Annotated in this window: 24 protein-coding genes and 3 pseudogenes; 5 read left to right on the top strand and 22 right to left on the bottom strand. The window is 34.9% G+C overall.

Annotation, left to right across the window (positions count from 1 at the left end; translation table 11 throughout):
- Window positions 1-89: 89 nt before the first annotated feature.
- The 5 genes from GHD00_RS05915 to GHD00_RS05895 all read right to left on the bottom strand — a co-directional run bounded on the left by GHD00_RS05915 (window position 90) and on the right by GHD00_RS05895 (window position 5,116).
- Window positions 90-929 carry a tyrosine-type recombinase/integrase gene (locus tag GHD00_RS05915; protein WP_240468612.1) on the bottom strand — a complete coding sequence of 280 codons (840 nt, stop codon included), beginning with the start codon at window positions 927-929 and terminating at the stop codon, window positions 90-92.
- Window positions 930-941: 12 nt separating this feature from the next.
- Window positions 942-1,823, bottom strand: a complete 882-nt coding sequence (locus tag GHD00_RS05910; protein WP_163537232.1) for a tyrosine-type recombinase/integrase — start codon at window positions 1,821-1,823, stop codon at window positions 942-944.
- 18 nt (window positions 1,824-1,841) lie between these two features.
- Complete coding sequence (gene xerA / locus GHD00_RS05905) at window positions 1,842-2,672, bottom strand: site-specific tyrosine recombinase/integron integrase (RefSeq protein WP_163537231.1); 831 nt, start codon at window positions 2,670-2,672, stop codon at window positions 1,842-1,844.
- A gap of 5 nt (window positions 2,673-2,677) precedes the next feature.
- Window positions 2,678-3,571, bottom strand: coding sequence for a site-specific tyrosine recombinase/integron integrase (gene xerA / locus GHD00_RS05900; protein WP_163537230.1), 894 nt, complete (start codon window positions 3,569-3,571; stop codon window positions 2,678-2,680).
- Window positions 3,572-4,585: 1,014 nt separating this feature from the next.
- Window positions 4,586-5,116: a GNAT family N-acetyltransferase gene (locus tag GHD00_RS05895; protein WP_205600718.1), complete on the bottom strand. Its 531-nt coding sequence runs from the start codon at window positions 5,114-5,116 to the stop codon at window positions 4,586-4,588.
- A gap of 176 nt (window positions 5,117-5,292) precedes the next feature.
- On the opposite strand from GHD00_RS05895, the gene GHD00_RS21405 reads away from it, so the two are divergent.
- Both GHD00_RS21405 and GHD00_RS05885 read left to right on the top strand, forming a co-directional pair.
- Window positions 5,293-5,667 (top strand): excalibur calcium-binding domain-containing protein, encoded by a 375-nt coding sequence (locus GHD00_RS21405; RefSeq protein ID WP_481810377.1) that lies wholly within the window; start codon window positions 5,293-5,295, stop codon window positions 5,665-5,667.
- A 343-nt stretch (window positions 5,668-6,010) separates the two neighbouring features.
- Window positions 6,011-6,523, top strand: a pseudogene (locus GHD00_RS05885) (IS110 family transposase); the annotation flags it as partial.
- On the opposite strand, the pseudogene GHD00_RS05880 reads toward GHD00_RS05885, so the two are convergent.
- The 7 genes and pseudogenes from GHD00_RS05880 to GHD00_RS05850 form a co-directional block, all read right to left on the bottom strand.
- Window positions 6,522-6,779: pseudogene (locus GHD00_RS05880) on the bottom strand (IS110 family transposase); the annotation flags it as partial. The pseudogenes GHD00_RS05885 and GHD00_RS05880 sit on opposite strands and share 2 nt — an antisense overlap.
- Before the next feature lie 261 nt (window positions 6,780-7,040).
- Window positions 7,041-8,711: a ribonuclease J1 gene (gene rnjA / locus GHD00_RS05875; protein WP_163537229.1), complete on the bottom strand. Its 1,671-nt coding sequence runs from the start codon at window positions 8,709-8,711 to the stop codon at window positions 7,041-7,043.
- Entirely contained in the window at window positions 8,708-8,920 is a 213-nt protein-coding gene (locus GHD00_RS05870; protein ID WP_163537228.1) for an RNA polymerase epsilon subunit, read from the bottom strand. The genes rnjA and GHD00_RS05870 overlap by 4 nt, the downstream gene beginning before the upstream one ends.
- Before the next feature lie 877 nt (window positions 8,921-9,797).
- The gene (locus tag GHD00_RS05865; RefSeq protein WP_163537227.1) at window positions 9,798-10,217 is read right to left on the bottom strand and encodes a universal stress protein; all 420 of its coding nucleotides are present in this window, start codon (window positions 10,215-10,217) and stop codon (window positions 9,798-9,800) included.
- Between the two features lie 17 nt (window positions 10,218-10,234).
- Window positions 10,235-11,281: pseudogene (locus GHD00_RS05860) on the bottom strand (SulP family inorganic anion transporter).
- Window positions 11,282-11,880: 599 nt separating this feature from the next.
- A complete protein-coding gene (locus tag GHD00_RS05855; protein ID WP_163537226.1) occupies window positions 11,881-12,498 on the bottom strand; it encodes a class I SAM-dependent methyltransferase in 618 nt (205 codons plus the stop codon).
- Between the two features lie 5 nt (window positions 12,499-12,503).
- The gene (locus GHD00_RS05850; RefSeq protein ID WP_163537225.1) at window positions 12,504-12,701 is read right to left on the bottom strand and encodes a helix-turn-helix domain-containing protein; all 198 of its coding nucleotides are present in this window, start codon (window positions 12,699-12,701) and stop codon (window positions 12,504-12,506) included.
- Between the two features lie 163 nt (window positions 12,702-12,864).
- Between GHD00_RS05850 and helD the strand changes: the two genes are divergently transcribed.
- Window positions 12,865-15,156 carry an RNA polymerase recycling motor HelD gene (gene helD, locus GHD00_RS05845; RefSeq protein WP_163537224.1) on the top strand — a complete coding sequence of 764 codons (2,292 nt, stop codon included), beginning with the start codon at window positions 12,865-12,867 and terminating at the stop codon, window positions 15,154-15,156.
- Window positions 15,157-15,227: 71 nt separating this feature from the next.
- Here the strand turns inward: helD and GHD00_RS05840 are convergent, their stop codons facing one another.
- The 4 genes from GHD00_RS05840 to GHD00_RS05825 all read right to left on the bottom strand — a co-directional run bounded on the left by GHD00_RS05840 (window position 15,228) and on the right by GHD00_RS05825 (window position 18,901).
- Window positions 15,228-16,409 carry an NAD(P)/FAD-dependent oxidoreductase gene (locus GHD00_RS05840; protein ID WP_163537223.1) on the bottom strand — a complete coding sequence of 394 codons (1,182 nt, stop codon included), beginning with the start codon at window positions 16,407-16,409 and terminating at the stop codon, window positions 15,228-15,230.
- A 34-nt stretch (window positions 16,410-16,443) separates the two neighbouring features.
- Window positions 16,444-16,866, bottom strand: a complete 423-nt coding sequence (locus GHD00_RS05835) for a DUF1641 domain-containing protein (RefSeq protein WP_163537222.1) — start codon at window positions 16,864-16,866, stop codon at window positions 16,444-16,446.
- A 120-nt stretch (window positions 16,867-16,986) separates the two neighbouring features.
- The gene (locus GHD00_RS05830) at window positions 16,987-17,403 is read right to left on the bottom strand and encodes a universal stress protein (RefSeq protein WP_163537221.1); all 417 of its coding nucleotides are present in this window, start codon (window positions 17,401-17,403) and stop codon (window positions 16,987-16,989) included.
- A 37-nt stretch (window positions 17,404-17,440) separates the two neighbouring features.
- Window positions 17,441-18,901 (bottom strand): SulP family inorganic anion transporter, encoded by a 1,461-nt coding sequence (locus GHD00_RS05825; protein ID WP_163537220.1) that lies wholly within the window; start codon window positions 18,899-18,901, stop codon window positions 17,441-17,443.
- Window positions 18,902-19,290: 389 nt separating this feature from the next.
- Between GHD00_RS05825 and GHD00_RS05820 the strand changes: the two genes are divergently transcribed.
- Together GHD00_RS05820 and GHD00_RS05815 are read left to right on the top strand one after the other, a co-directional pair.
- Window positions 19,291-19,473: a helix-turn-helix domain-containing protein gene (locus GHD00_RS05820; protein ID WP_163537219.1), complete on the top strand. Its 183-nt coding sequence runs from the start codon at window positions 19,291-19,293 to the stop codon at window positions 19,471-19,473.
- Window positions 19,474-19,676: 203 nt separating this feature from the next.
- Window positions 19,677-21,034 (top strand): IS1182 family transposase gene (locus GHD00_RS05815; RefSeq protein WP_163537401.1). Its coding sequence is split into 2 segments (ribosomal slippage): window positions 19,677-20,232 and window positions 20,232-21,034, totalling 1,359 coding nucleotides; the frame shifts between segments, so codons are not numbered across the junction.
- A 188-nt stretch (window positions 21,035-21,222) separates the two neighbouring features.
- Here the strand turns inward: GHD00_RS05815 and GHD00_RS05810 are convergent.
- The 6 genes from GHD00_RS05810 to GHD00_RS05780 form a co-directional block, all read right to left on the bottom strand.
- A complete protein-coding gene (locus GHD00_RS05810) occupies window positions 21,223-22,500 on the bottom strand; it encodes an MFS transporter (RefSeq protein WP_163537218.1) in 1,278 nt (425 codons plus the stop codon).
- 205 nt (window positions 22,501-22,705) lie between these two features.
- On the bottom strand, window positions 22,706-23,140 hold the full coding sequence (locus tag GHD00_RS05805; protein ID WP_163537217.1) for a CBS domain-containing protein: 435 nt from the start codon (window positions 23,138-23,140) through the stop codon (window positions 22,706-22,708).
- Between the two features lie 363 nt (window positions 23,141-23,503).
- Window positions 23,504-23,830, bottom strand: a complete 327-nt coding sequence (locus GHD00_RS05800; RefSeq protein ID WP_163537216.1) for a hypothetical protein — start codon at window positions 23,828-23,830, stop codon at window positions 23,504-23,506.
- A 193-nt stretch (window positions 23,831-24,023) separates the two neighbouring features.
- The gene (locus GHD00_RS05795; protein WP_163537215.1) at window positions 24,024-24,518 is read right to left on the bottom strand and encodes a hypothetical protein; all 495 of its coding nucleotides are present in this window, start codon (window positions 24,516-24,518) and stop codon (window positions 24,024-24,026) included.
- A gap of 602 nt (window positions 24,519-25,120) precedes the next feature.
- Window positions 25,121-25,852 (bottom strand): hypothetical protein, encoded by a 732-nt coding sequence (locus GHD00_RS05785; RefSeq protein ID WP_163537213.1) that lies wholly within the window; start codon window positions 25,850-25,852, stop codon window positions 25,121-25,123.
- A 560-nt stretch (window positions 25,853-26,412) separates the two neighbouring features.
- Complete coding sequence (locus GHD00_RS05780; RefSeq protein WP_163537212.1) at window positions 26,413-26,751, bottom strand: hypothetical protein; 339 nt, start codon at window positions 26,749-26,751, stop codon at window positions 26,413-26,415.
- Between the last annotated feature and the right edge of the window lie 210 nt (window positions 26,752-26,961).

Here is a 26,961-nt window from a genome sequence, read left to right as displayed (position 1 = left end):
TCATCCTTTTATTCTAGTAAATTATCAATCTAATAAGTTTGCGTTAAATACAATTTTAACGTAAACTCCCTATTCCTTAAAGGAACGGGTTACATCCACTCATCATACAGCTGTTTTCGTGCATGGTCATATAGCCGTGCATAATACTGCGTTTGCTTGGGTTCCTCATGGCCCAACAATACCTGAATACATTCCAAAGGCATTCCTTTTTGTGCCAAATGGGCCGCAAACGTATGCCGTAAGGTGTGCGGAGTAAGGGAGAAATCCAGTTGCTCCATGTACGATGTAAATCGAGATTGGATGGTACGAATGGCGATGGGTTTCGTCCCATACGGGTTGACAAAAAGAGCGGAAAGATCATCCGTTCGTTCCGCTAAATAGGCTTCGAGGATCTCCTTGCAATGGCGTGTAAATAAAACAATTCGTGCCTTCTTACGTTTTCCTTTTGGGATATGAATCGAGCGTTCAGACCAATTCACATCTTCTTTTTTCATAGCGGCCAATTCTCCCACTCGTACCCCAGTCGCATATAACATCTCCATGATGACTCGATCTTGCCCCTTCCTTTCCACGAGCTTTCGTAATTGTTCTAATTGATTAGTCGTTAAATAATACGGTAATTTTTCATCCACTTTGGAAGGGGGAACCGATCTCGTAGGATTCTCCATAAGTGCCCCTTCCTCTTGGCAGTAACGATAAAATAAGGTGATCCCAGCCAGTCGGGTGTTTCTTGTCGATGGATGATACCCTCTGGTTTCTAAATGAACCAACCAGTGACGAATGTCCCTTGCTGTAATCGTATCAAATGCTTTATGACAATACGTCAGTAATTGTTTCACGGCTTTTTGATAAAGGGCGATGGTTTTGGGGTGTAATCGAAACGAATAATCATCTACAAAGGATTGTACCATATTACGTGAGTTTGTCATAATATTCCTCCTTCACCCCATATATTTTCGATAAAGGCTAATAATCTCCCGTTTCGGTAGTCTGGCATAAATTTGCGTGGTATTTATACTGGTATGACCCAATTCATCGCTTATAAACGCAAGGTCCGCTCCTTTGGCTAATAGCTCCGTTGCAAAGGTATGTCGAAAACGGTGAGGGTGTAAACGCGTATCAAGCCCTGCTTCTTCTCCAATCTTTTCTACAATGTATTGCATGGACCGAATACTCAGCCGTTCTCCAAAATGACTCAAGAATAGAGCATTTTTTTTAGTGGGATGATTGTTTAGATATCGTTCGAGGAGAACCGCACATTTTTCCGAAAAATGTACTTGACGAATTTTCCTTCCTTTCCCAATCACATGGGCAATCCGATTTTCGATATCAATGTCTTCCTTATTTAATGTGTATATCTCGCCAACACGACATCCAGAACTTAAAAACAATTCAATTAAGACACGATTTCGAAGAGTGGTTTTTTCGGATTGTTTCCGTGTTTTCGCAATCCCTTCTTTTTCTAGATATTTAGGAACGGATTGAGGCAAGCGAGGAAACCAACGAGTTTTTATCGGAGAGCGATCGATATAGCCTTCTTGAACACAAAATGTATAAAAAGAAGACAGAATACTTAATCGCATCTTTAACGTTGGCTCTTTCACCTGTGCTTGATGGTTTTCAAACCACTGTTGAATGGTATTCGGAGACATCGTTGCAAACGATTCGGAGACATCATTAAAAAACTGTTCTAAAAAACGACGATATTGAATCACGGTTCCTTCACTTCGATTCAATAGTTTCAAACTAAGTAAATATTCTTCTATCATTTCCTGATTGGTTGTGTTCGGTAGTACCTTTGTTAACTCCCAATATTTTTCCATATCCCCCACACCTTCCCTTTATTGATATTGGTCATATAATTTCTTCCGTGCATGTTCCATCAGACGGGTATAAATGCGTGTGCTGTTGATATTGACGTGTCCAAGTAATTCCTGAATATAACTTTGCGGCATGTTTTTTTCTGCCAAATGAGCAGCAAATGTATGACGCAAGGTATGTGGTGTTACTTTAAAACCTAATAATTCAGAAAAATCCCGGAATTGTTTCTCGATAAAATCACGATGTAAGGGTCCTCCTCGTTGTCTACAAAACAGAAACTCGCTATCCACCTCTCTTTCTTCCAGATAGGCTTTCAGCCGTACCGCACATTCATAGGTGAATAATACAAAGCGTTCCTTATTTCCTTTTCCTTCTCGTATCCAGATTTGTCTGGTCTCCCATTTCACATCCTCCAACTTGATATTGAGCAACTCGCTTATCCTTACCCCCGTTGCATATAATGCCTCGATGATGGCCCTGTCTCTTACATTTTCTCTCGTAAGTTCCTGAAGCAGCGTGACTTGTCGTTTACTGAGATAATATGGGAGGGAATCATCAATTTGCGGTGTATTTACGGTAAGTGTTGGATTTTTTTGAAGTTTATTTTCTTCCATACAATAATGATAGAATGATTTTAGGGCAGATAGTTTTAAGTGAACCGTGCGTGGCTTCAGTCCTTTTTCTTCCAGCGAAGCGAGCCAGACACGGACATCCGTTGCTTTGACACTGTCATAGTGCTTATCACAAAAGGTAAAGAATTGACTTAGTGCGATTCGGTAAACCCGAATGGTTTCAGAACTAAAACGAGCTTGATGATCTTGAAAGAAAGATTGTTCCATTTTCGTATTCATTCCTATCACCCCATTTTATTTTGATATGCTAACATCATGTCTTCGCTTGGTATACGGGCATAGACACGTGTCGTATTTAAATCCGCATGTCCCATTTCGTCCGCGATAAATTCGAGGTCTGCTCCTTTGGATAACATATTGGTTGCAAAGGTATGACGACAACAGTGCGGATATAAAGATTGCTTAAGACCTGCTTTTTTCCCTAATTCTGTTGTGATTTTGTAGATTCCTGATTTTTGAAGCGATTGTCCAAACTTATTCATAAATAACGGTTCTGTTGATTCAGCTGATCGAGATTGTAGATAGTCTCTTAATACACATGCACACTCTTCCGAGAAATGAACATGTCGAATTTTTTTCCCTTTTCCTTTTACTTCAGCTGTACGCCGGTGCAAATCAATATCTTTCATTTTTATTTGTGAAACCTCTGAGCTGCGACAGCCCGAAGAAAATAAAAAAAGAACTAGAGCGCGGTCCCGAATGGGTAACTTTTCTGCGGCTAACTTAACACGTGCAAATTCTTGTTCACTGAGATATCGAGGTAATGATTGTGGTATCTTGGGACGCCAACGTTTTTTTATCACCATCGTATTGATATAATCCTCAGCAAGACAGAATTTAAAAAACGATGATAAGGAAGAAAGGACAATATCCACTGTTTTTGGCTTTTTATCCAATGAGAATTGGTTTAACCAATGTAAAACATCCTCTGAAGTTATTGTTTCTAAAGGAACGGTACACTCTTGAAGAAATCGCTCTAATATCCTTCGATATTTTTTAATGGTTGCTTCTGCTTTATTTTCTAGTTTTAAACTTAATAGATATTCATTCAGTATATTTCTAGCTCCCTTCGGAATAAATTCATTAGTACTTTTCCAATAGTATTTTGACGAATTCATCTATGTTCTCTCCTTTTCTATAATCTTTGAATATATTATTTTTAATAAGTGTTAACTGATATTTCCTTTTTATACCTCCATCTTCAAAGATTAATTTTTTAATAATCTGGTTGATTATTAACCTATTATTGAAAAGAAAAAGCCATGTAGAGACAATATTATTTGGTTAAAAACCAAAAGGAACGGTAACACTTTTCGAAAAACTTAAATAGTTTGTAAATAAACTTGTGGTATAAGGATATCTGTACCATGAGTTATAATATCCACCATAAAATTCCTTTTCTAAATTTTTCCTAAAAATCGTAAATAACCCTTACAACCTTCAAAGGTGTTGTAAGGGTTGAGAGGTATATGGGTAAAAAAAGTAAAGTCACTAATAAGAGAAAAAGCACACCAAAAATCTTCAGCTATTTTTTATAAAATTTGTTCTCAAACTTGGTAAGTTCTTTTACATCTTTATATATTTTGTTAAAGTCTCCTTATTGAGAGCTCGCACTACGAAAAAGGGGCTGTTCCTCCACTCCCCTTAGGAGATTCTTCAGTCTTGCCCCTACCTTAAGCCTGCGAGCTTGATACCGCCATTGTTCGGTATAGCGTATTTCAGAAGGAGCCGTTTTACTCTACACCACTCGCCCCACCGTATGGTGGGACATAGCATTACACTATGTTCTAACTTTAGACCCTTAAATTCGGAAGTTTGTCAGTTCCTTTTGAGTGGGACATTCTCACCATATCTAGTTTTTCAGCCATCCGGCATATCAGATTAACATACCTTTTCCACTGGAATGGCTCTAGTCTTCCTTCTGCCGACTCTACCTGTGCTTCGAACCCCATGAACTGTCATTCATGACGCACGCAGGAGTCTTGATGGGATTGTTTCAGGAAACTTGGTTCCATCATTCCAATCTTCCGTTGTAAAGTTGAAGCTGTTCTAGTAAACTTCCTGTATTTTCACGCTAAAAAGCGCTTATAACAGAACTTGTCATGCGCCCCCTTTACTTGAAGAAGAGATATTCATTTATGATACTCAATCAACCAACAATCTTGATATTTCCCCTCGTGAAGCTCACGATTTGGGAGTATTTTCACTTTTTTAAAACCAGATTTCTCATAACATTTAATAGCCCTTGTATTTCTTGTTTGAGGGTCCATAACTACTCGGTCTGCTTTTTCATGTTCGATTAAATATTTGACCATAGTTGTAACAAGTAATGTTCCAATTCCTTTATTCCAATATTCTACTTCACCAATAAATTGGTCTGTGCCATAAACCTTTTCGTTAAAGTACCCATATTCTTTTTTTGTTTCATCATTTAACTGATAGAATTGAATATATCCAATTTCATTACCATCAAATTCTACAATACATTTAACTTTATCATCTTTAGGAGTATAAAAAACTTTATTAACTTTATCTAGATCAAAAGGATTATCCCTTCCTTCATAAAACTCAAGAACCGACGGGTTTGAAAGCCATTTTGCTAACAGGTAATTATCTTTTTCTTTTAAATTTCGAACTTTTAAATTTCCATTTTGAAATAATATGATAATCCCCACTTTCAATTTAAAACACTATTTAAAAATTCGCTTCATTAAGAGATAATTCTTCTAATGAGCTGTTAAACCATCCTGATTTTTTAATACAATAATTCCACAAAGCGTTAATCCTTCTTAGACCAACGCACCCGTTAACGCAGTAAGATTGCCCAGCTACTAACTAGCTGTTTGAGGGTTTAGCATACGTTTATGATCCACCTTATACGCATTATGATGCATTTGTAAAAGCACAAACAAGAGCTGCAAATGCCGGTATTGGTATTTGGAGTATTGAAGGATACGTTCAATCAGATGGTTTCTATTATGAAGAACCAAAAGATGAACAGAGCCAAGAGGAACAACAAGAAGAGGACACTTCTAATGATGTTTCGTCTAGTTATGATGGACCTTACGATCCACGTGGAGAAGATCGTAACTGCAGTGATTTTGATACACATGATGATGCACAAGCGTTTTTTGAAGCAGCTGGTGGTCCAAAAGATGATCCTCACCGTTTAGATGGTGATGGTAATGGTGTAGCTTGTGAGAGTTTACCATAGAATTCATTAAAACAAGACAGAATTAAAGCCTGTATCTTAGATTACCAAGTAATCAGTGATACAGGTATTTTTCTGATTTTATTAAACTATCGCCCCCTTCGTATTATAAGGTTAGCCAGAAATTACTGGTTGACCTTATTTTTTTAGGTTTTATCATTACGGTAGCCAGGGCAGAACGTCCGCACCGGTGGGGTATTGACCCCGTAAAGTAAACAGTTCGCCCCCTACTTGTATAAACCTGTTTGAGGCTGGTTGGGACCTAGATCTCGTATAACAAGCGAAGCTATGAAAATACAAGAAGGATTAGGGGTACCGGCAAAATTTATTTGGGAGGAGATATTCTATGAATCCAGTCATAGGTCTGGATGTATCAAAAGGGGAAAGCCAGGTCCAAGCGTATTTAGAAAAAGGAATGCCTTATCGTAAGAGTTTTAGTATTACACACGACCTTGACGGTCTTGAGTTATTAGTTAAATTTCTTAGAGAGGTTGAGAATCACACTGGGCAAAAACCACCTGTGGTGCTTGAAGCTACAGGTCATTATCACATACCTGTCGTTCAACATCTAGAACAGTTTCAATATTTGTTGATTATCGTAAATCCACTGATAGCTTATAAAGCGAAAAGTTCAAGTTTGCGTAAAGTAAAGACGGATGCAATAGATGCCGTTCACCTCTGTGAGTTGTACTATAAAGAGGAATTAGATCCTTATAAAAAGCGTGGAATCCAGTTACTAAACCTACGTAACCTAACAAGACAACATGAGGCACTCTATCAAAGTCACATTCTAAGCCTTGGTATGTATATTCACTTGCTTCTTCAATATAAAGAGCATCTATCAAAGTTGAAGGCTGATTTCGTGCTGCCGCATCTTTCAGTTTAATAGCTTTTTCTTTTGCCCACTTTTCGGAACGACTGGTACAGTACTCTACAATCTTGTTAGTTAAATGACTTTCACCAGCATTTAATATATCTTCAGATGATGGAAACTCTTTAAGAGTGAGCAATGATACAACGGAATATAAGTCACCAAACACACCTCTGTATTGAGAAAACTCCTGATCAAGCACTGCTTGGAATTGTAGCTTTGTTTGTACATACATTCCCGTTACCAAATTTAGTATATCACATTAATTTTGGTTTTTTTATTGAAAAATGTTGACAAACTATTAGCTGGTTACTTTCATATCATCATCCAGTATTACATCAATTTCGACCTCTGTAAAAGCCTATCCTTCTGCCGTTATATCTTTTGACTCTTCCTTATAACTCCTGACCTCTGTTGAGGTATGATACTTAAAAGAACCCCATAGGGCAGACCTTTTTAAAGTGTCTACTCTATAGGGTTCAACAGATGGTTACCGGGGTTCTCGTTAAATTTCCATTATAATCGGTAAAATCATCGGCTTACGTTTTGTTTTGTGATATAAGAAAGGTGCGATTGTATCTGTAATTTCATTTTTAATTTCAGACCACTGTGTTGTACGTCTTTCCATTACTTTTTCTAGATGTGCAGAGACGATTTTCTGAGCCTCATTTATAAGATCACCAGATTCTCTCATATATACAAAACCTCTTGAAATAATGTCGGGGCCTGAGGCAATCTTAAATTCCCTCATGTTAATACTTACCACAACCATTACTAACCCTTGTTGAGATAGGATTCTTCTATCTCTTAACACGATATTTCCTATATCACCTATACCACTTCCATCTACATAGATGGATCCTGATGGTATTTTGCCTGCAATAGATGCGTTATCTGTTCCGAGGGCAAGTACATCACCGTTATCCATTATAAAACAATTACCGGGATCAATATCACACAACCCGGCTAGTTTAGTATGCTCTTTTAACATTCGATATTCCCCATGAATTGGCATGAAGAATTTCGGGTTCATTAATCGTAACATCAGCTTTTGTTCTTGTTGTCCACCATGACCTGATGTGTGAATATCATTTAAAGGACCGTGTATTACCTCTGCTCCTGCTCGGTAAAGTTTATCGATAATCCTGCTCACACTAACCTTGTTCCCAGGAATAGGTGAGGAAGAGAACACAACAGTATCGCCAGGAATAGTTTGGATCTGTCGGTGTGTACCGTTAGCTATTCTAGAAAGTGCAGCCATTGGCTCACCTTGGGATCCTGTACATAGAATTGTTACCTCATGCGCAGGGAGACGATTTATTTGCTGGTGATCAATAAACGTATCTTTGGGTGCACTAATATAACCTAATTCTTGTCCAATTGTAATAGATTTTTCCATGCTCCTACCAAACACAGCTACTTTTCGGTTATGTTTTACCGCAGCCTCTACAACTTGTTGAAGTCGATAAATGTTTGATGCAAAGGTTGCAAAAATTAATCTCCCTGTATCATCGCGAGTAAAAATGTCGTTAATACTTTCGCCTACCACTCGTTCAGACAGTGTAAATACAGGAACTTCACTATTTGTACTATCTGATAATAAACACAGTACTCCCTCTTTACCAATCTCAGCCATTTTAGCTAGATTGGCTGGTTCACCAACAGGTGTAAAATCGAATTTAAAATCTCCAGTATGAACGACATTACCTGGTGGAGTTTTTACACTTATACCGTATGAGTCAGGGGTGCTATGTGTTGTTTTAAAAAATGCAACTGATGTTTTACGAAATTTTATAACGTCGTCCTCATAATAAGTGTGAAGTTCCGCATTTCGTAAAAGACCATGTTCATCTAATTTACTTTTAATAAGTTCAATCGCAAGTTTTCCAGCATAAATCGGGATGTTGATTTCTCTTAAGAGGTATGGGATACCTCCAATATGGTCCTCGTGACCATGAGTAATAAATAAACCTTTTATTTTATCTTGATTTTGCACTAGGTAAGTGTAATCAGGAATTACATAATCTATTCCAAGTAACTCATCTTCAGGAAATTTAATCCCAGCATCTATAAGCACTATTTCATCTTGAAACTGCACAGCATACATATTTTTACCAATTTCACCCATTCCACCTAAGGCAAAAACTGCAGTTTCATCATTTTTCACAAATTTCATCGTTTAAGCATCTCCATGGCGAATCCTTCAGATTCTTTTTCATATCCCAGATGAGCCTCATTTAATTGCTGGATGTGTTCAATATTGAGTTTGCGAGTTGTGAATTTTCTTCGTACTTGCCTTTCTGAAGCAGCTTCATAATAAAAGCTTGTTGTGCGTTCTCGAACAGGAACTTTTTTTGGAAACTCCTGATGTAGCATTTTCTTCATAAAAATTCTCCTAACTTGTTGTATAAGTTGTTGTTTTGTTAAAAATAGCATTAAAGTTTATCAAATAATTTAGTTTGTCATTTGTGGTAGGATTAGCGATAATTATCTTTATAAGCACTCGGAATACGCTTATTACGACCTAATAATTCTTTCCAACGTTTCTTAATTTTTTTCCTTAAACGTTTTAACATTATTTTCTGATAGCTCCTTTCTGTAAACTAAAGAAAAAAATAAAACATTTAACCGATCCAATCCTCATTACTTATAGTATAGTATTAATTGGTCAACTTTAAAATAAAAATGTGTTAATATTATTAATTTAAATATAATTTATTACAATGATCTATATTTTTTTATAATTGGGTGTTGGAAATCAAAAAATTCTTAATAGTAATTAAAAATGGTAATCGACATAGCTCGTCTACGTTGAGGAATTTTGGATTTTTAAACAATGAAGTATGTTCAGTACATGAATATTCCTGTGAGGTTATACTAAAGGGGGCTTAAAGGCTGTTGGTGTTGATAAATGAATTAAACTAAGTCTAAAATTGAATTGAACTATCCTTATGTCAATTATGATTTTTATTTTAGAATCCAATTATTTATGTTTTACTATTTTGCGAAAAAAGTAACCAGAATAAGAGTGTTAACATACGCAATAACTTAATCCTATCTTTTAATTTGAACATTTTATAAAGGGAACTAATAGTCTCCCTTAAAGAGGTTTTTTAGAAAACCTCCAAGGTTATAATATACCTAATTAGGAAAGAGGTTGAGGTTTTCCCCCTCATTATGAGGGGGATTTTTCTTGTAACATCTATATTAATTCCCCCAGAACAAACAGACACAATTATCAATAAGAGGCTGTTTAGAACTTTTATTTCACAATAAGCACAGGACAGTTAGCCCGTTTCGCAACCTTATGACTAACACTTCCTAATACAAATTCTTGTAATCCATTAAGGCCACGACTACCAAGAATAACAACATCAAAGTTATTTTTATTCGCATAGTCTACAATAGAAGGACCAGGATCACCATGTAAAACTTTAACTTGATAATCAATTCCAGTTTCCTTAGATAGCCGCTCTGCTTCACCTAGTTGCTCTTTTCGTGAATCATTTAAGTCTACAGAATTCCAGTTATTCAGTACATCTGATTTCGCCTTATCGGCACCTACTACATATACAACCTCAAGTTGAGACCCTGAACTACACTGTGCAATATGAAATGCATTTTCCGCAGCCCTTTTTGAGTGTTCTGAACCATCTGTGGCAAGTAAAATTTTTTGATACATGGTGTTACCTCCCTTTGTTAATGTGATCCCAATTTATTTGCTAATTTCCTAATCAACTCAGTACTATCCTCATTCATACCTGTTACTTCTACATGTTTTCCATTCTCCTCGAACTTGGAGACAATTTTTTCAACTGCAACAACTCCGGAATCATCCCAAATGTGAGAAAGGCTTAGATTAATTTCTATCTCTTTGACTTCTTCTTCATAATCAAACTTAGTTAGAAGCTCTGTTACAGATGCAAAAAAAGTTCACCTTTAATCTTATAAAACCGTTTATTTCCATTTATTGACGTTTCTAATCGTACGTGTGAAATTTTTGAAATAAAAAAGATTGAGCTTAAAAGTATTCCAGTAAAAACACCTATTGCTAGGTTGTGTGTTAAAACTACTGATAACACGGTTACAACCATAACAACTGCATCACTTTTCGGAACTAAGAGTATTGTCCGTAATGAATTCCAATCAAATGTACTAATTGCAACCATTATCATAACTCCAGCTAACGCCGCCATTGGAATTTGTACTACTATGTACGACAATTGCAACTAAAGTAGCTGGAATCGTCTTAGATACATAAGGGAATAAGTAAATAATCGCTAACGTTATCGCGACTAACACATACATATTCCATGTTTCCCCTTCAAAGTGTTGCAGTTGAGATGTAAAGATCATTATAGCTAATGCGTTTACAAACCCTACCATTACTGAACGAGGGATGAATTTCATGTACCTAGCAAGTTTAAATATACCAAACAGAATTTGAATAATTCCGGTTAATATTGATGCTGCTAATAAATATTCTAGACCGTACCCTGCTACTAAATCTATAAACAATAACGCCATGGCCCCAGTAGCTCCTGAAATCATTCCAGGTCGTCCACCTACAAATGCAATTGTTACAGCTATCATAAAAGATGCATACAAACCGACCATAGGATCGACACCGGCAATAATTGAAAAGGCAATTGCTTCTGGTATCAAGGCGAGCGCTACTACTAATCCAGATAATATATCCCCTTTAATATTACCGAACCACGTATGTCCATAAGTTAGTTGATTCAATTAAAATCATCCTCCCTTCACATTTAGTATTATTTTCTCTAAATGGAAAGGAAGAATACTGTAAATTAATGGCTACTATCTATTCTATATAAAAGTATAGAGAAGTAGACCACATCTACGAGTGAATTCTACAAAGAGAAAATTAGGAGGTATTTAAATTTTATTATATTTTATAATTGAATACAACAAAATATCATATTCTATAACTAATTATAATTAATTAAAAATTAATTCTTTTAGAACAGAAAAAGGGACAAGTCTCCTTGTCCCCTTTAACTATCTATATTTCCTAACAAAGTATTGTAACTACCAACCCCAAACCCGTTCGATAATGCGACATTAATATGTATGAAAAGATCACTCTTATAAGTGACCTTTTCGGGAAGAAAAATATTTGGGAGCGTATCAATTTTAAAATACAATCATTTATATTTATTTATATACTCATAATAATTCCTCACGCTTCCCTTACCCTTACAATCTGGACATTTTGACTTATAATGTAACATTAAAAATTTCCTTTTAATTTTACCTTCGCCACTGCATCGTTTACAGATTGTATATAACTTCACCGATAACCCAATCCCTTTACTGTTTTATTATTTTTGGCAAACTACGAGTCCAAGTGGTTTATTGCCATTTGTCTCTACCCCCGCAGGTTCTATTAAAGCACCTTTTTGGTAGTAAAAATGAGTCTCTGAATATTCATTGAATAAATTATTAAACTCTTCTTCTGTTAACTGATGGACATGAAAAGGTGACCCACATGGTTTTCCCCGCCCTTGTCCAAATGGAGTGGATAATACTAACTTACCTCCAGGCTTTAACAGATTATATATATTTGATAAAAATTGCTCTTCTTCTTCCACATGCTCTATTGTTTCAAAGCTTAAAATTGTATCAAATTGACCTAATTTTTTTGGTAAATTCGGATCTGTTACATCTTCTTGGAGATAGGTGGTAAGAGGGTGATAGTATGTCTTCCGAGCATATTCAACGACCTCTAAATCAATGTCTACGCCAATTACCTCACTAACTCTTTTTTTACACTTCTTTGCAGTTATATGAGTACCGTACCCCGATCCACTCGCAAAATCTAACACTCTACCATTGGCATAATTGACCGCAAAATGGTACCTTGCAATATGTTCTATTAACAACTCATTTGTTATTTTCATTTTCTCTGGTATAACTCTTTCTCCTGTATCCTTTAGCACTTTATTCACCGCTTATTCATAAATTTAGCACTCTTTTGATGCTCGATAAATTGATATAAGTCTTCTCTTTTAATCCGCCATTGTCTAGCAATCTTAAACGCTGGTAAGGTTCCTTCTTTAACATATTTATATATAGTAACTTCGTTGACTTGTAGATATTCAGGAATTTGTGCAATCGTCAAAATTTCTATGTCTTTATGCACTGAATCCACCTCTTTTATTTAAATACAAATTAATTATACCATATAAGTGAATATTTAATCTATTTATAGTATATTATAATTAATTATACTAAATACAGTTGAATGTTAATCATTAATCAAATTTTTCACCTTATAGGGAATAAAAAAGAGAGGAGTAACATTTTTGAATTCACCAAATAATCACCCAGACTATCTTGACGAAAAAGAACGATTAGAATACACAAAGGATTATATACAATCGATTCTGGAAGTAGCTGAATTATCCCAAGCGAGCTACCAAGATAACATTAAGGATGCATTTGTTAATTTAGATTATTTAGATAGTAGTTTAAGTTATATTAATATTCTAACGAATGCGCGACTATTAGAAATGGTTCAGGGGGATAGAAGAAATTTAGAAAAAGTAAAAGATAAACCGTATTTTGGTAGGGTTGATTTTACACGGTATGGAACCAATCATACGGAAAAATATTATATTGGAAAAGTATCTCTTTATCGTAAAGATAACCAGGAGCCAATCATTGTTGACTGGAGATCTCCTGTTGCTAATATTTATTATGAAGGTAGACTCGGAGAGGTGTCTTACCAAGCTGAAGATGGTGAGCATAGCGGAAGTCTAGACCTAAAACGACAATACATAATCGAGGAAGGAGCCTTGAATGAAATAAGAGACATTGATATTACAACAAGAGATGAGCTATTACAAAAGTCTCTTTCCGAGAAAGCAGATAATCGACTAAATGATATAGTTGCTACCATTCAAGAAGAGCAAAACCAAGTTATCCGCGCAAATTTACAAAAGCCCATAATTGTTCAAGGTGTAGCAGGAAGTGGTAAAACCACCATCGCTCTGCATCGACTATCTTATTTTATTTATAACTATACAGATAAAATTTCACCGGAACAACTGATGATCCTAGCTCCAAACAAAATGTTTATAAATTATATTTCTGAATCTTTACCAGAATTAGGTGTTGAGAGAATTAACCAGACAACATTTGTTGACTATGTTATCGCTTGTTTAGGTAAGAAATTGAAGATAGCAGATTCGGATAAAAAGCTAAAACAATTGATAGACCCTAACACAGAAAACAAAAAGACCATTCAATGGATTTCAACGTTTAAAGGATCCAAACTGTTTGAAACCATATTAAAAAGGTATTTAAAGGATATCCGAAATCACTACGTTCCCGACCAAGAACTTTTTATCGGCAAATTTCGCTTCTATAGTTCAAAGAAAATAAAAAAATTATTTATTAAGGATTATAATTATTTACCATTTAATAAAAGAAAGGAAAAAATAAATCAATTATTAAAGGATAATTTCAAAAAAAGAAAAAAAGATATTTTAGAAAAGATCGAGGAACAATTTGAAGAAAAATATGATCGAATTGTTTATAAATATAAGGACCCAGAAACAAGACGAAAGAAAGCAGCCAAGTTAATAGACAATAAAGAAATTCGATCAAAAGAAGTCAAAAATCAAACCAATCGTATTGTGAACGACTATATTAAATTGTTTCCGAAGAAAAAGGCTACTGACTATTATAAAGCTCTCTTAACCGATGAAAAGTTATTAAAAAAATATGCGGGTGAAGACCTTACTGATCATGATGTTAATTCAATCATACAGCACTCTACTGAACTACTTAGCCAAAACATGTATGAAGTAGAAGACTTAGCAGCTTTACTTTATCTCCAGTCATACATTTACGGTATTGAAGACAATTTAAAAATGAAATATATCGTAATAGATGAGGGGCAAGACTATAGCCTTTTTCAAATAAGAGCTTTAAGTAAGGCTACAGGAACACAACTTTTTACAATTTTAGGGGATTTATCTCAAGGAATTCATGCCTACCGTGGTACGAATAACTGGAAAACCATTATAAAATCTGCCCTTCCTAAAGCAAACTATTTAACTCTTCAAAAAAGCTATAGGACAACGATTGAAATAATGAACCTAGCAAATGGCTTACTAGAAAAACTTAATAATAAATTACCAACTGCAGAACCAGTAGTTCGTCATGGAGAAACTCCAACTTTCACTCAAACAAATACAAAAGAAGAAACTTGTGAGCAACTAATACAGAAAATAGAGTCGTACCAGAATCAAGGTTACTCTTCCATAGCGGTTTTAGGTAAGACAGAAAAAGAATGTAAATGGATTTATAAAGGGTTAAAAAAACGCACCGGGGTGGAAGTACAGTATCTTAAAGAAAATGATGAAATAGAAAAAAATGTGATTATTGTTCCATCTTATTTAGCAAAAGGACTGGAATTCGATGCTGTAACAATCGTTTCTTTTGATGAGGAATTTGAAAATAATGAAACAGAATTAAAATTGTTATATGTTGCAATGACCAGAGGGATGCATTGTCTTGATTTAATCGGAAACAACCTTAAGGGTTTTCAGTTAAACGAAACGGATTTAAAGGTTAAATCTTTGAAGTAAATTCATCTAAATGATTAAAAAGGAGTAAATACCAAATTGGAATTTACTCCTTTTTAATAAACAATATATATTTAATAGGCCAAACTAAATAACCCTTTAATATGTGATAAGTACCTTACATTACTTGCTTCTTTCATCAAAGAGGCTGGCGTTCCTTTTAATTGGGTACCATTGGCCCCAACAGTCGCAACTGCATCCTTTCTTCCAAGACTTGCAAGAGTTCCTGAATTTATAAGGCTGAATTTTTCAAAATCTTTCCCCTCAAGGTATGCATATAAATTATGTCCTATTAATTCTCCCATTTGCCAAGCAATTTGTGCCGTTGGCGGTTGTGGTCTTTCATCACCAAGTTTAAAATAGACAGCACTATCACCAGCAACAAATACATCTTCATGCGATGTAGACTGTAAATATTGATTAACTGTAGCACGACCTCGATTAACTTCAAGACCAGATTCCCCTACTAATGGGTTTCCTTGAACTCCGCCAGTCCAAACAAAAGTGTTTGTTTTAATCTGTTGTCCATCTTTTAAATTTACAACATTACCTTCTACATTTGTTACAGGGAGTCCAGTTAAAAATTGAACTCCTCGAGCCTCTAAACTTTCAGTAGCTCGCTGAATTAATTCATCTGATAACATAGCGAGAATCTTAGGACCGGCTTCTACTAATAATAGTTTTATTTCAGTAGGATTAACACCATACTTTTTGGCCATTGTCGGTAATTCATCAGCAAGTTCCCCAACTAATTCCACACCGGTTAATCCTCCACCACCAATTAATATTGTAGCATCTTCTGGCTGTCTCGTATTAGCATACTCACGAATGCGCTCTTCCACATGATTTTTAATTTTATTTGCTTCCTTAGCTGATTTTAAAACGAGACTATTTTCTTCAAGACCTGAAATACCAAAATATGCTGTCTTACTACCTAAAGCAACTACTAATGCATCATATGTAAGGTAAGAACCATCACTAAGTACTACTTCTTTGTTATCAACAGAAAAAGACTTTACTGTAGCAACCCTTAGTGTAATTTCTTTCCCTTTTGTTAGTTTTTCTAATGGCATAGCTACAGCTTGCTCAGTAACATTTCCAGCTGCTAAACGATGCAGTTCTGTTATTATTTGGTGTGTTGGTGTCTGATTAACTAATGTAACTTCCGCTTTATCATTACTTAAATGTTCTCGAACAGATAAAGCAGCAAGAAGTCCTCCATAACCTCCACCTAAAACAACAATTTTTTTTGACATACTTTCTCCTCCATTCTTTTCGAAATAAAGAGCTCTATTGATTGTTACGTTCTGCTGCAACTTTAAGGTAAGCATTAACGAACCGGAATAGCTTTTGTGCTTCTGGATCTTTTAAAATTCTTAGAAGTCCAAAAATACCTATCACTTCTGTACTCTCTTCAGCCTCATCTTTTGCTTCAATAGCAGTAGCTGCAACATTTTTCACAGAAGACTTAATAGGCTCTATCATTTCTGTAATAGCTTCAACTGTGTCACTCTTTAGCACCTCATCAGTAGCAAGCGATTTAACCGTGTCATAAGAATCAGAGAGAAGTGTTAGTAATTCAGTTAATTTAGGAAGCTCTTTGACTAATATTGATAATGACTCCTGCACCTTGGGATCTAAGAGTTGTTCAAGCAATTCATGTTCAGAAGCTCTAGTTTGTTTTTCTATTTCTTGTTGAATGGAATCTGACATAACCTTTTCCTCCTTTTGAAAAATTATTTTATGTAAAAAGGATAGGGTAGCTTAACCCTATCCTTCTTAAAATTACGCAAAGACTTTTTAGTAAAACATTTAACTATTTCTAGAGCGCAATTACTTTACGATTAAAACTGGACAATTTACTCGCTTCGCTACTTTATGGCTTACACTACCTAATATCATAGTTTGTAAGTTGTTTAAACCACGGCTACCTACTACAACACAATCAAAGTTATTCTTGTTTGCATACTCAACAATTGTAGGTCCTGGTTCTCCATGTAAAATATTAGTATTGTACTCTACACCGGATTGGTCGAGCAAATCTTTCACTACTTCTATTTTCTCATTTCTTTCACGTTTTACTTCATACTTATCTACACTGTGTAACACATCTTCCTTCGACTTTTGACTGTCCACAACATAAACAGCTTCAACTGTTCCATTAAAATTTTCTGCAAGCTTTATTGCATGATCTGCGGAACGAATGGAGTGTTCTGAACCATCCGTTGCCAATAAGATTTTTTTAAACAAGTACTTCACCTCATAGTAGTAACTATTATTATTTATTTTAATGACCTGATGCCTTAGATAATCCACCAATTCGTTTTTTCAAATGCTTACTCTCTTCATTCAACCCAGAATAATGAACTTCAATATTATTTTGTTCAAATTTCATCTCAATTTTATCTAATGCTCCAATTGCTGAATCATCCCAAAGGTGAGCACTAGATAAGTCAATTTCCACTTCTTTAATTGAATCGTTAAAATTAAATTTCTCAAGTAAATCATTGACGGATGCAAAAAAGATCTGACCATGAACCTTGTATACTTTCTTCTTGCCTTCTAGAGCAACAATTTGAGTTACTTTTACTTTAGAGATTTTAGCAGCAAAGAAAATCGCACTTAGTAACACTCCAGCAAGTACACCTTTAGATAAATCATGCGTTAGAACCACTGTGAGAACCGTAACAATCATAACCGCTGCATCCGTTCTCGGTACCTTGTGAAGACTTTTTAAAGATGACCAATCAAAAGTACCAATTGATACCATAATCATAACTCCCGCTAATGCTGCCATAGGAATTTGAACAACAACTCCACCTAAAACAATAATTAAAAACATTAGGAAAACACCTGCAACAAGGGAAGATAATCTACCATTTCCTCCTGATTTAACGTTGATAACCGATTGACCAATCATTGCACAACCAGCCATACCACCAAAGAAACCTGTTACGACATTAGCAATACCTTGACCGCGACTTTCTTTGTTTTTATCACTCTCAGTATCTGTCATATCGTCAACAATGTTAGATGTTAATAGAGACTCTAGTAAACCTACAATTGCTAGTGCTAAGGAATAAGGGAAAATAATCATCAGCGTTTCAAAGTTTAAAGGGATAGATGGAATTAAGAAAACAGGTAACTGTTGTGTTAATTCACCTAAATCTCCGACTGTTCTTATACCGATGTTACCAAAAATCGTAACAGCTGTTACTACAATAATAGCAACAAGAGTAGAGGGAACAGCTTTAGTTATTCTTGGAAATAAATAAATGATAGCAAGAGTTAAGCCAACAAGGGCATACATTATCCATCCTTCACCCTCAAAGTGTTGTAACTGTGAAGTGAAAATCAATATAGCAAGGGCATTGACGAATCCTACCATTACAGATCTAGGAACAAACTTCATCACACTCGCAAGCTTAAATACACCAAATAATATTTGTATGATGCCTGTTAAAATTGTAGCTGCTAATAGATATTGAAGACCGTGATCTGCAACCAATGTAATCATGAGCAAGGCCATAGCACCAGTTGCTCCTGATATCATCCCTGGTCTTCCACCTACTAACGCGATAACAACTGCAATACAAAACGATGCGTATAGTCCAACCATTGGGTCTACACCAGCTATAATTGAGAATGCAATTGCCTCAGGAATAAGAGCTAATGCTACAACTATACCAGCTAGCACATCACCACGAACATTACCAAACCATGTTTCCTTTATATTTTGTAAATTCAAATTTTTCACCTCTCCAATTTTTATATTAAGTTTTATACATTATTTTTTATATATTAACTTTTGTTAGAGAAATAAAAACTCGCAACCATCCCCATGATTGTAAATATATAATTCCCCCTTTTCTCTAACAAAAGCTAATCCCATCATCAACAAAACGAATAATATCATATCTATTCTAAAATCCAAAACCCAATGGAAACGCGAACATTTGTCTTTTACTCAAACATTCTCTGTTTTTCTCTAAAATGGTACTTGTTTTAACAAAAAGGTGTAAAAAGTATATTTGAGTATAATACTTTATAATTATCTATATTTATTTGTGTATTTTTATAAAAACTCAATGTTATATGGTATGATACATATAATTGATAAATTGGGGGGCAACAAATATGGAAAAAGAAATAATGACGGTTTCACAAGTTGCAGAATACTTGCAGTTAAGTGAAATGACAACATATAAGCTAGTACAAGAAGGAAAGATTCCTGGATTTAAAATAGGGAGACATTGGCGGGTTAAAAAAGACGATTTAAATGAATTCATCGAACGACTAAAAAATGGAGAGAGATTATAGTAAAAAAAGTTTCTAATTCTGAATTGGGGAGTTTATTAACTTCTATTATTTAACATCATCGAATGAAAGAATACGCCTAAAAAACGTAGAGGATCCTCTACGCAGGCTGTCGAGAAACCCTCGACAGCCTTGTTTTTTGTAGGATAACTTTACCAATTCACCACTCTAATTTGTTATAATAAGAGTAATAATCATGGGTGGTGATTAAGGTGTTTCATACAAGAGATAACACGCAAAATGAAGTCGAATTTGTTTGCCTTGAAGACTTAGTGCCCCAAGATCATTTACTTCGTAAAATTGATAAATATATCGATTTCACTTTCATTTTGGAGAAGGTAAAACCCTACTACAGTGAGGATAACGGTCGTCCCTCCTTGGATCCTTTGGTACTCTTCAAAATGATGTTTATCGGATATTTTTATGGCATTCGTTCCGAACGCCAACTGGAGAAGGAAATACAGTTGAATGTAGCTTACCGGTGGTTTTTGGGATTGAGATTATCAGATCCAGTTCCCGACCACACAACAATTAGTTGGAACCGCCGCAAAAGATTTAACGATACGGACATTTTCCAGGAGATTTTTGATGAAATCCTGCTCCAAGCGATCAACTACAGAATGGTTGGAGGCAGGGCCCTCTTCACAGATTCTACTCACCTAAAGCCTAATGCGAAGAAACATAAATTCACCAGAGAAGAAGTTGAGGTAGAAACCAAAGGTTACATACACGACCTCAACCAAGCAATTGAGAAAGATAGGCACGATACGGAAAAAAGCCATTAAAGGAAAGAGAGGACGTGATAAATAAAAAAACAGTCCGCAAAAGTACTACTGATCCAGACAGCGGTTTTATGTCCCGCGACCGAAAACAGGAAATGTTTTGTTACTTGGACCACCGAACCACTGATAGGAAATACAATATAATTACGGATGCCTTCGTCACCCCGGGAAATGTCCATGATTCTGTCACTTATCTTAATCGGTTGGATCATCAGATAAAGCGATTCGGCTTCGATGTAGAGGCTGTCGCATTGGACTCTGGTTACTTAACAGTCCCTATCTGTAAAGGGTTGTCCGACCGTGGAATATTTGGTGTGATTGCTCATAGAAGATACCATCCTACAAAAGGTTTGTTCCCAAAATGGAAGTTTAAGTATAATCCAAAAGATGATTTATATGTATGTCCCAACGGTGACACGTTAACTTATTCCACCACTACTCGAGAAGGTTACCGAGAATATAAGTCCAATCCCAAGAAGTGTGCAACATGTCCATTATTGGATCAGTGCACCAGGTCGAGGAATCATCAAAAGGTGGTAACCCGGCATGTTTGGGAGGAACATAAGGAGAAGGTCCGTCAGAACCGCCTTTCCCCCTCTGGCAAAATGCTCTACAAATATCGAAAAGAAAAGATTGAGCGAAGCTTTGCAGATTCGAAACAGCTGCATGCGCTTCGCTATTGCAGGTTGCGCGGATTACCAAATGCGAGTGAGCAGGTCTTACTCACCGCAGTCTGCCAGAACATGAAGAAGATTGCCACACACCTAGCTAGGATTAGTTAGGTGTGTGGGAGTCTATTTCTAAGAAAAATAACCAAACTAAACTAAATCTCTTTACCAATAAAAAAAGCTTGTAGAGAAAAAACACCCACTTTCTCTACAAGCTGCGTAGAGGATCCTCTACGTTTTTTACTGTTAGTAATCTGTTTTTCCTTATAACGGAACCTCTTTTTTAATAACCAAGTTAATTATTATCCTATTTGAGGTAATTGAGTTTTATCTGGCTTCTTAGCAATTAAAGAGCATACAATCCCAATCAAAGGAAATATTAATGCGATTAGCAGAATAGGTGTATAGCTATGGAAGATATCAAAACCAACCCCAAAAGGTAATGGGCCAAATGCAGAACCAAGCACTCCCATAGTTACTCCAAATCCATTAATACTACCAATATATTTTCGCCCAAAGTAATTTGGCCAAATGACATTTAATGCAATACGTTCAAAACCATTGGCTACTCCCCAAAGTGTTCCAAATATAATAGCCACAAGTAAATTATTGGTCACTAGTAACATTAATAAAAGAACAAATTCAATTATAAATATACCTAATAATAAGTAATTTGTTTTTACTTTTTCTGTCAGATATCCAGAGATAAGAGACATCGGTATCCCAACTACAGCCATTAAACTTAATACCATTGCAGCAATTTCCGGAGAAAGTTCATTTGTCCCAAGAATTGAAATGATATGAAAGGTAATTCCTGTATTAATCATTGCTGGTATCCCAACACAAATCAAAATAGCCCAAAATGTTTTGGTTCTCATCGCTTCTCTCAAGGTCCAATCCTCATCTGATGTTATGATCTTACTACCCATTATCAGCTTAGGTCTATTGTTTTTTTTTTTTGAAAAGCCATCAGGCTCTAATCCCATAAATTCTGGCTTATTTCTAACACCAAAAAAAGCAATTGGAACAAATAAAACAAGCAATAAAATACCCCAAAACCTCCAAGCAAATTGCCAACCCCATTCTCCAATTAACCAAGTGTTAATTAACGGGAACGACATAGCACTAGCAAAACTACCTAATGTCATAATACTAAATGCTATCCCGCGTTTCTTTACAAACCATTGTACAACAAGTGTATTGGGAATAAGAGACATACTCCCTTGTCCTAATAGTCTAACTAGGAAGAATCCAATTGCAAGCATCCACAAACTGGAGACTATACTGTTAAAAAAACAAGCGAAACCAAATAATGACCCAACAGTTACCATCATAGTACGTTGGCCGAAGCGATCAATAAACCGACCTACAAAGACCATTATTAAACCCGCAACTAATGTTGCTGCAGAATATAAACCAGACACTTGTGACCTTGACCATCCAAAATCTCTTATATATTGATCAATAAATTGAGAATTAGAATACGTTTGTCCAGGTCCTGAAAAAAAGACTCCCAATCCGGCTATAAAAACAATAACCCAACCATAGTAAAATTGTTGAAAAACCTTAGCCTTTTTCATCTTAGTAACACCACCTTTGTTGAAATAATATATTTATAAAAAAATTAGAGAAATATGGGGATTTATTTATTGAGAAGAGGCATTTTTACACACATAGAAATATAACATTATTATGTAATTAAAAAAATTATTTGGTTTTAACTTTTAAAACACAAAAAGAAGGGTTGTCCTACAAAATGTAGGACAACCCTATTTTAATATAGAACTATTGTGGCTTAGCTGGAGTTGAAATATTTGCCAATGCTTGTTCCGCTTCATGCTCAAACTGGTGGTTTGCAGCTAAGTCCCCTAACGCCACCATTCCAACAATTTGTCCGTTCTCCACTACCGGAAGCCTACGAACTTGTTTTTCTGCTAACAATTGAACTGCTTGGTGTACATCCATCTCTGGTGTCCCTTGAATCATATTTTGGGAACTCATCACCTGTGACACAGGAGTTTGTGCAGCCCCACCTTTAGCAGTTGTTCGAAGTGTAATATCACGATCTGTTACTATCCCTGTCATTTGTCCACTATTGTTAACCACAGGAATCGCACCAACATTGTGTTGACTCATTAATGCAGCCGCCTCTTGTACAGATTGAGATTCATTAACAGTAAACACATTTGATGTCATAATCTCTCTTAGTTGTTGTTGCATAATATAACCTCCTCAAAAATAGGTTATCGCTTTTTTTTATTTTTATTTTTGGAAGTTTTTTCTGAAGAACATTACTAAAAATTTATAATACTTAAATTGCTATAATAGTCATCGTATAATCCTATAGAATACAGATTCACGGAATAAATTAGCTAACAAAATTATTCTTATCACGTTGGTATTTTTTTCTACACAATATGGCAAAAAACATAAATATAACGCAACCCCATTCTTATAAGATTGCACCCGATTATTGAATTTCTTTTTTTTATTGAACAGTATCGTTGTACTGCGCAACAAAGGAAGCCTTTTAAAATCATTCCTTCTTCAACTAAAGCTCCCGTTAACACAACAATACCCAAGTTAAACTTTTTTTGATTTCCTTATAAGTTTTATGGCTAATAAAAAGATATAAATTATTACTGTAACTATTGCTATTGATAAGACATAATTTATAAACAGTATCTCTGTTGGATGTTCTTGGGGATTGACTAACCCTAATTCGAAAGGGAAAGCATCCTCCATAGGAGTTAACCAGGTATGTTGTTCAATTATAGGCATGGGAAAACCCAGTCTATGCTGAGTTAAATTATAATTCTCCGTCACCATAACAGTGTCAAACATTGGAGAAATTGAAACTCCCATAACACCAATAACTAATGAAATAAGAAAAAGACGACAACTCCACAAAGTAACCCCTCCCTCCAGTTATTTTACCATAAAATTCAATATAACCTTCTTCAACATAACTGCCATTTAACTGAAAAAGACCGTCAAATGACGATCTCCGTAGTTGTGTTAAAGCCTCCCTTTACTTTAAGTGCATTATTTCACAATATCATCGTTGTTGTAAGAAGCACTAAAAACATTTAACTTGATAAATTTAGTTATAATCTTGATAGCATCTTGGCTGGGTTAATTCAATTTTCTTCCCTTTCTTAACTTTTTTATCAACTTCTACCCATTCGCCATCTAATTTTTTTAGTTTTATCATTACGTTGTTATGTGATGTATCTTTGTACAATAAATAGGAATATTTAGGTTCACCATTGATTAAGTATAGTCGACGTTCTCCTGTACTCCCACCAGTGAAAAATTGCTTCAAACTATCAACGCTTTCATTACTTCCTACTAAAATTTGCACATTGAATAGTTCTTCTAAAGTAAAATAGAATTTATTGCTATCGTCATTTTCCTTATTCAAATACTCGTAAGTAGTTAATACGTCATCGAAAACATTATCGACAAATTGATTATACTTTTGTTCAGTTTTATATTTACAATCAGGAGAGAGTTTAGATTCTTTAGCAATGGTATTATGTGGATAAGCATTAAAGATAGAAACTATACCAATCATTACAATAAGATATTTTTTCAATGTACTTCACCTCTTTATTTAATTTTTCAAATAATAAAGAGATTATTCATTTTCTTTATTTACTTTCAATATTACTCATCCTTAAACTTATCTTTATTCAAGAAAACTGCCTAATTACTATTTCTTCTATCACTCCCCTTAGTTTGTTCCCAATTTGCAAATAAAAAAATAACTTCACTTCATATTGAATCAACGCACTCCGTTAGTGAATTTCGCTAACTTTCATTGTTATCATCTTGTTTTGTTTTATTGTATATCGCCATCAGTATTACAACTACTGGAATGGCAATCAATATACTTAAACTCCAATGGTAATTCAAAAGACTTGAAACCTTATCTTCTACAAATAAACCAACAAACACTATTAATATTAGGACAAATTTATCTGTTCTGTTCATTATTTTGTCACCTACCTAAGTACAATCGTATCAAATATACTTTTCCGTTTAATTCAGAACTTGAGGTAGTCCTTATTGAATAATCCTACACTTTACAAAAAAAGAACAGCAGCAACTGATCCCATTTTACCTTGTTGTGAATTCGCATCCCGTTAGTGGAACAAGAACCCTTAGAATTAGCAAAAAACTCTGATTGTCGGTGGTTTATCTAAAAATGTTTTTCTTAATCCATTCAATATAATCAAAATTATTGAATTCATTTAAATCAGTAGTCTCGCTTTCTTCTAGTGGCTTATAAGATAAAAATTCACCTGAGATTTTTTCGTATGTTTCCTTAAAACCAACTACTTCTGGTTTTACATTTCTATTATCAGCCTGTGACCATTGGTAATATTTTATTTGATTTTCTTCATCTTTAAAAATTTGCACCCAACCAATTCTTAAAGATAAGTCATCTAAATATTGCTCTTCAGTCTTACGGGGTATTTTTTCCAAATTTACTTCAAATTGAAAAGAACAATGACCTTTTTGTGCTTCCTCACATTTAATTGGAATAATATTTGGAATATTATCGTTTATTGATTTATGCGCAATCCCTCCATCAGCACCATTCCCTATTGGTTTAGAAGGGTATAGACCTTCTAAACTTAAAAATACAACAGAGTCGATAAACTTTAGTTCTGTTGGTTTAATCGTTTCTGAACGGAAATTAGCATTGAAGGTAAGTTTGTCATCATTCCACTTAAATGAATTTAATACCCATAACGCCTTTGCTTCTTCATCGTATTTAACATTTATTCCGTCAATAATTCCATCGAATTGCACTTGAATATCTTCATCTTTCACTTCAAAGTCTTTAGGTTTAGATTGGTTTTGTTCACATCCAGAAATAATTAGAATGATTGAAATTAAAATCAATGCAGAAATCTTATGCAAAAGAATAGCCCCCCTGTATAAACACTCTTTATTAGTTTAGACGGAAAAACTTTATAAAGGTTTCAATCCCGTCAACTATATACCTAAAAAAACACCTAATTCCATATTACTGCTTCTTTACTTGAACAAAATCCATTTTCAACAATACTATTTTAACATTATTCTCCTGTTAACGGTGGGAAGTAGTAAAAAAGCGCTTCTTCTTTTTGAAGAAACGCTCCCTTTAATTGAAGAAGGTACTATCTTCTTCTCGCTTTAGTTCAACCCAAATATCCTCTGCAACCTTAATGCAGTTTTCAAGATTATGTTCTTTTCCAAATGCTTTCAAATACAACTTTAATTGTATTAGCTAAATCCATTTGACTTTTTATTTGTGGCAAAGCATCAACGAGTTTCTATAATATATTCGTCTAATGGAGCCCCACCTGATAACAGTCCCCAAGCATCCCACTTGTTAATGTGGTTTGCAACAATATTAAATGCTATGTTCTTTTTCAATCTAATCACCTTTTACGATATGTCTTGTTTAACATCTGCTCCCGTTAGCAGAAGAGAAATATTTAATGCAATGGACCTGTAATACCTAAACATTTCCCATTATAAGCAATCATTTTTACTGTTGGTTCTCCTCCGCCATCAAACTTGAATTTTACACTCAACTCACGTTTATTAGTCACTTCATTGAAATAGCCACTCTTGTCATCGATTGATGTAGTCACTGATTTAATATGCTCTATAGCGATAGTACCATTGTGCGATTCTTTATAATAATTTTTTGTATCATTTAAACAAGCCACCCCTTTTTCTATTATTTCACCGCTGGTCATTACTGGTTTTTGGTACTCGTATGCAAATATAATAATAAGTATTATTACCAGTCCTATGATAACTTTTTTCAAGTTACTCCCCCCTTTTCCTTATTCCACAATCCTGCCATTTCCCACAAGATTTTCATTACTTTGATTTTAACATAATATTCCAATAAGCCTTTTTAAATTTAAAAGAAAAAGATTGCCACGATTGACAATCTTCTTGTTAAACTCTTGCTCCAGTTAGTTGATTAAATATAGACATACAAGCTATTTAGAGTACATATTCATAAAAATGAA

Origin of the sequence: Gracilibacillus sp. YIM 98692 (assembly GCF_010993965.1) — a bacterium.
Lineage (GTDB): Bacteria > Bacillota > Bacilli > Bacillales > Amphibacillaceae > Gracilibacillus.
The sequence above is the reverse complement of the archived record's forward strand: the minus strand, read 5'-3'. Positions and strand labels throughout refer to the sequence as shown.

Excerpts from the sequence above, each read along its gene's own strand:
- GHD00_RS05835 (WP_163537222.1), bottom strand. The coding sequence starts at position 16,866 with ATGTCAGATTCCATTCAACAAGAAATAGAAAAACAAACTAGAGCTTCT.
- GHD00_RS05865 (WP_163537227.1), bottom strand. The coding sequence starts at position 10,217 with ATGTATCAAAAAATTTTACTTGCCACAGATGGTTCAGAACACTCAAAA.
- xerA (WP_163537230.1), bottom strand. The coding sequence starts at position 3,571 with ATGAATTCGTCAAAATACTATTGGAAAAGTACTAATGAATTTATTCCG.
- GHD00_RS05805 (WP_163537217.1), bottom strand. The coding sequence starts at position 23,140 with ATGCAACAACAACTAAGAGAGATTATGACATCAAATGTGTTTACTGTT.
- GHD00_RS05870 (WP_163537228.1), bottom strand. The coding sequence starts at position 8,920 with ATGAAGAAAATGCTACATCAGGAGTTTCCAAAAAAAGTTCCTGTTCGA.
- GHD00_RS05820 (WP_163537219.1), top strand. The coding sequence starts at position 19,291 with ATGGAAAAAGAAATAATGACGGTTTCACAAGTTGCAGAATACTTGCAG.
- GHD00_RS05910 (WP_163537232.1), bottom strand. The coding sequence starts at position 1,823 with ATGGAAAAATATTGGGAGTTAACAAAGGTACTACCGAACACAACCAAT.
- GHD00_RS05810 (WP_163537218.1), bottom strand. The coding sequence starts at position 22,500 with ATGAAAAAGGCTAAGGTTTTTCAACAATTTTACTATGGTTGGGTTATT.
- xerA (WP_163537231.1), bottom strand. The coding sequence starts at position 2,672 with ATGAATACGAAAATGGAACAATCTTTCTTTCAAGATCATCAAGCTCGT.
- GHD00_RS05915 (WP_240468612.1), bottom strand. The coding sequence starts at position 929 with ATGACAAACTCACGTAATATGGTACAATCCTTTGTAGATGATTATTCG.
- GHD00_RS05840 (WP_163537223.1), bottom strand. The coding sequence starts at position 16,409 with ATGTCAAAAAAAATTGTTGTTTTAGGTGGAGGTTATGGAGGACTTCTT.
- rnjA (WP_163537229.1), bottom strand. The coding sequence starts at position 8,711 with ATGAAATTTGTGAAAAATGATGAAACTGCAGTTTTTGCCTTAGGTGGA.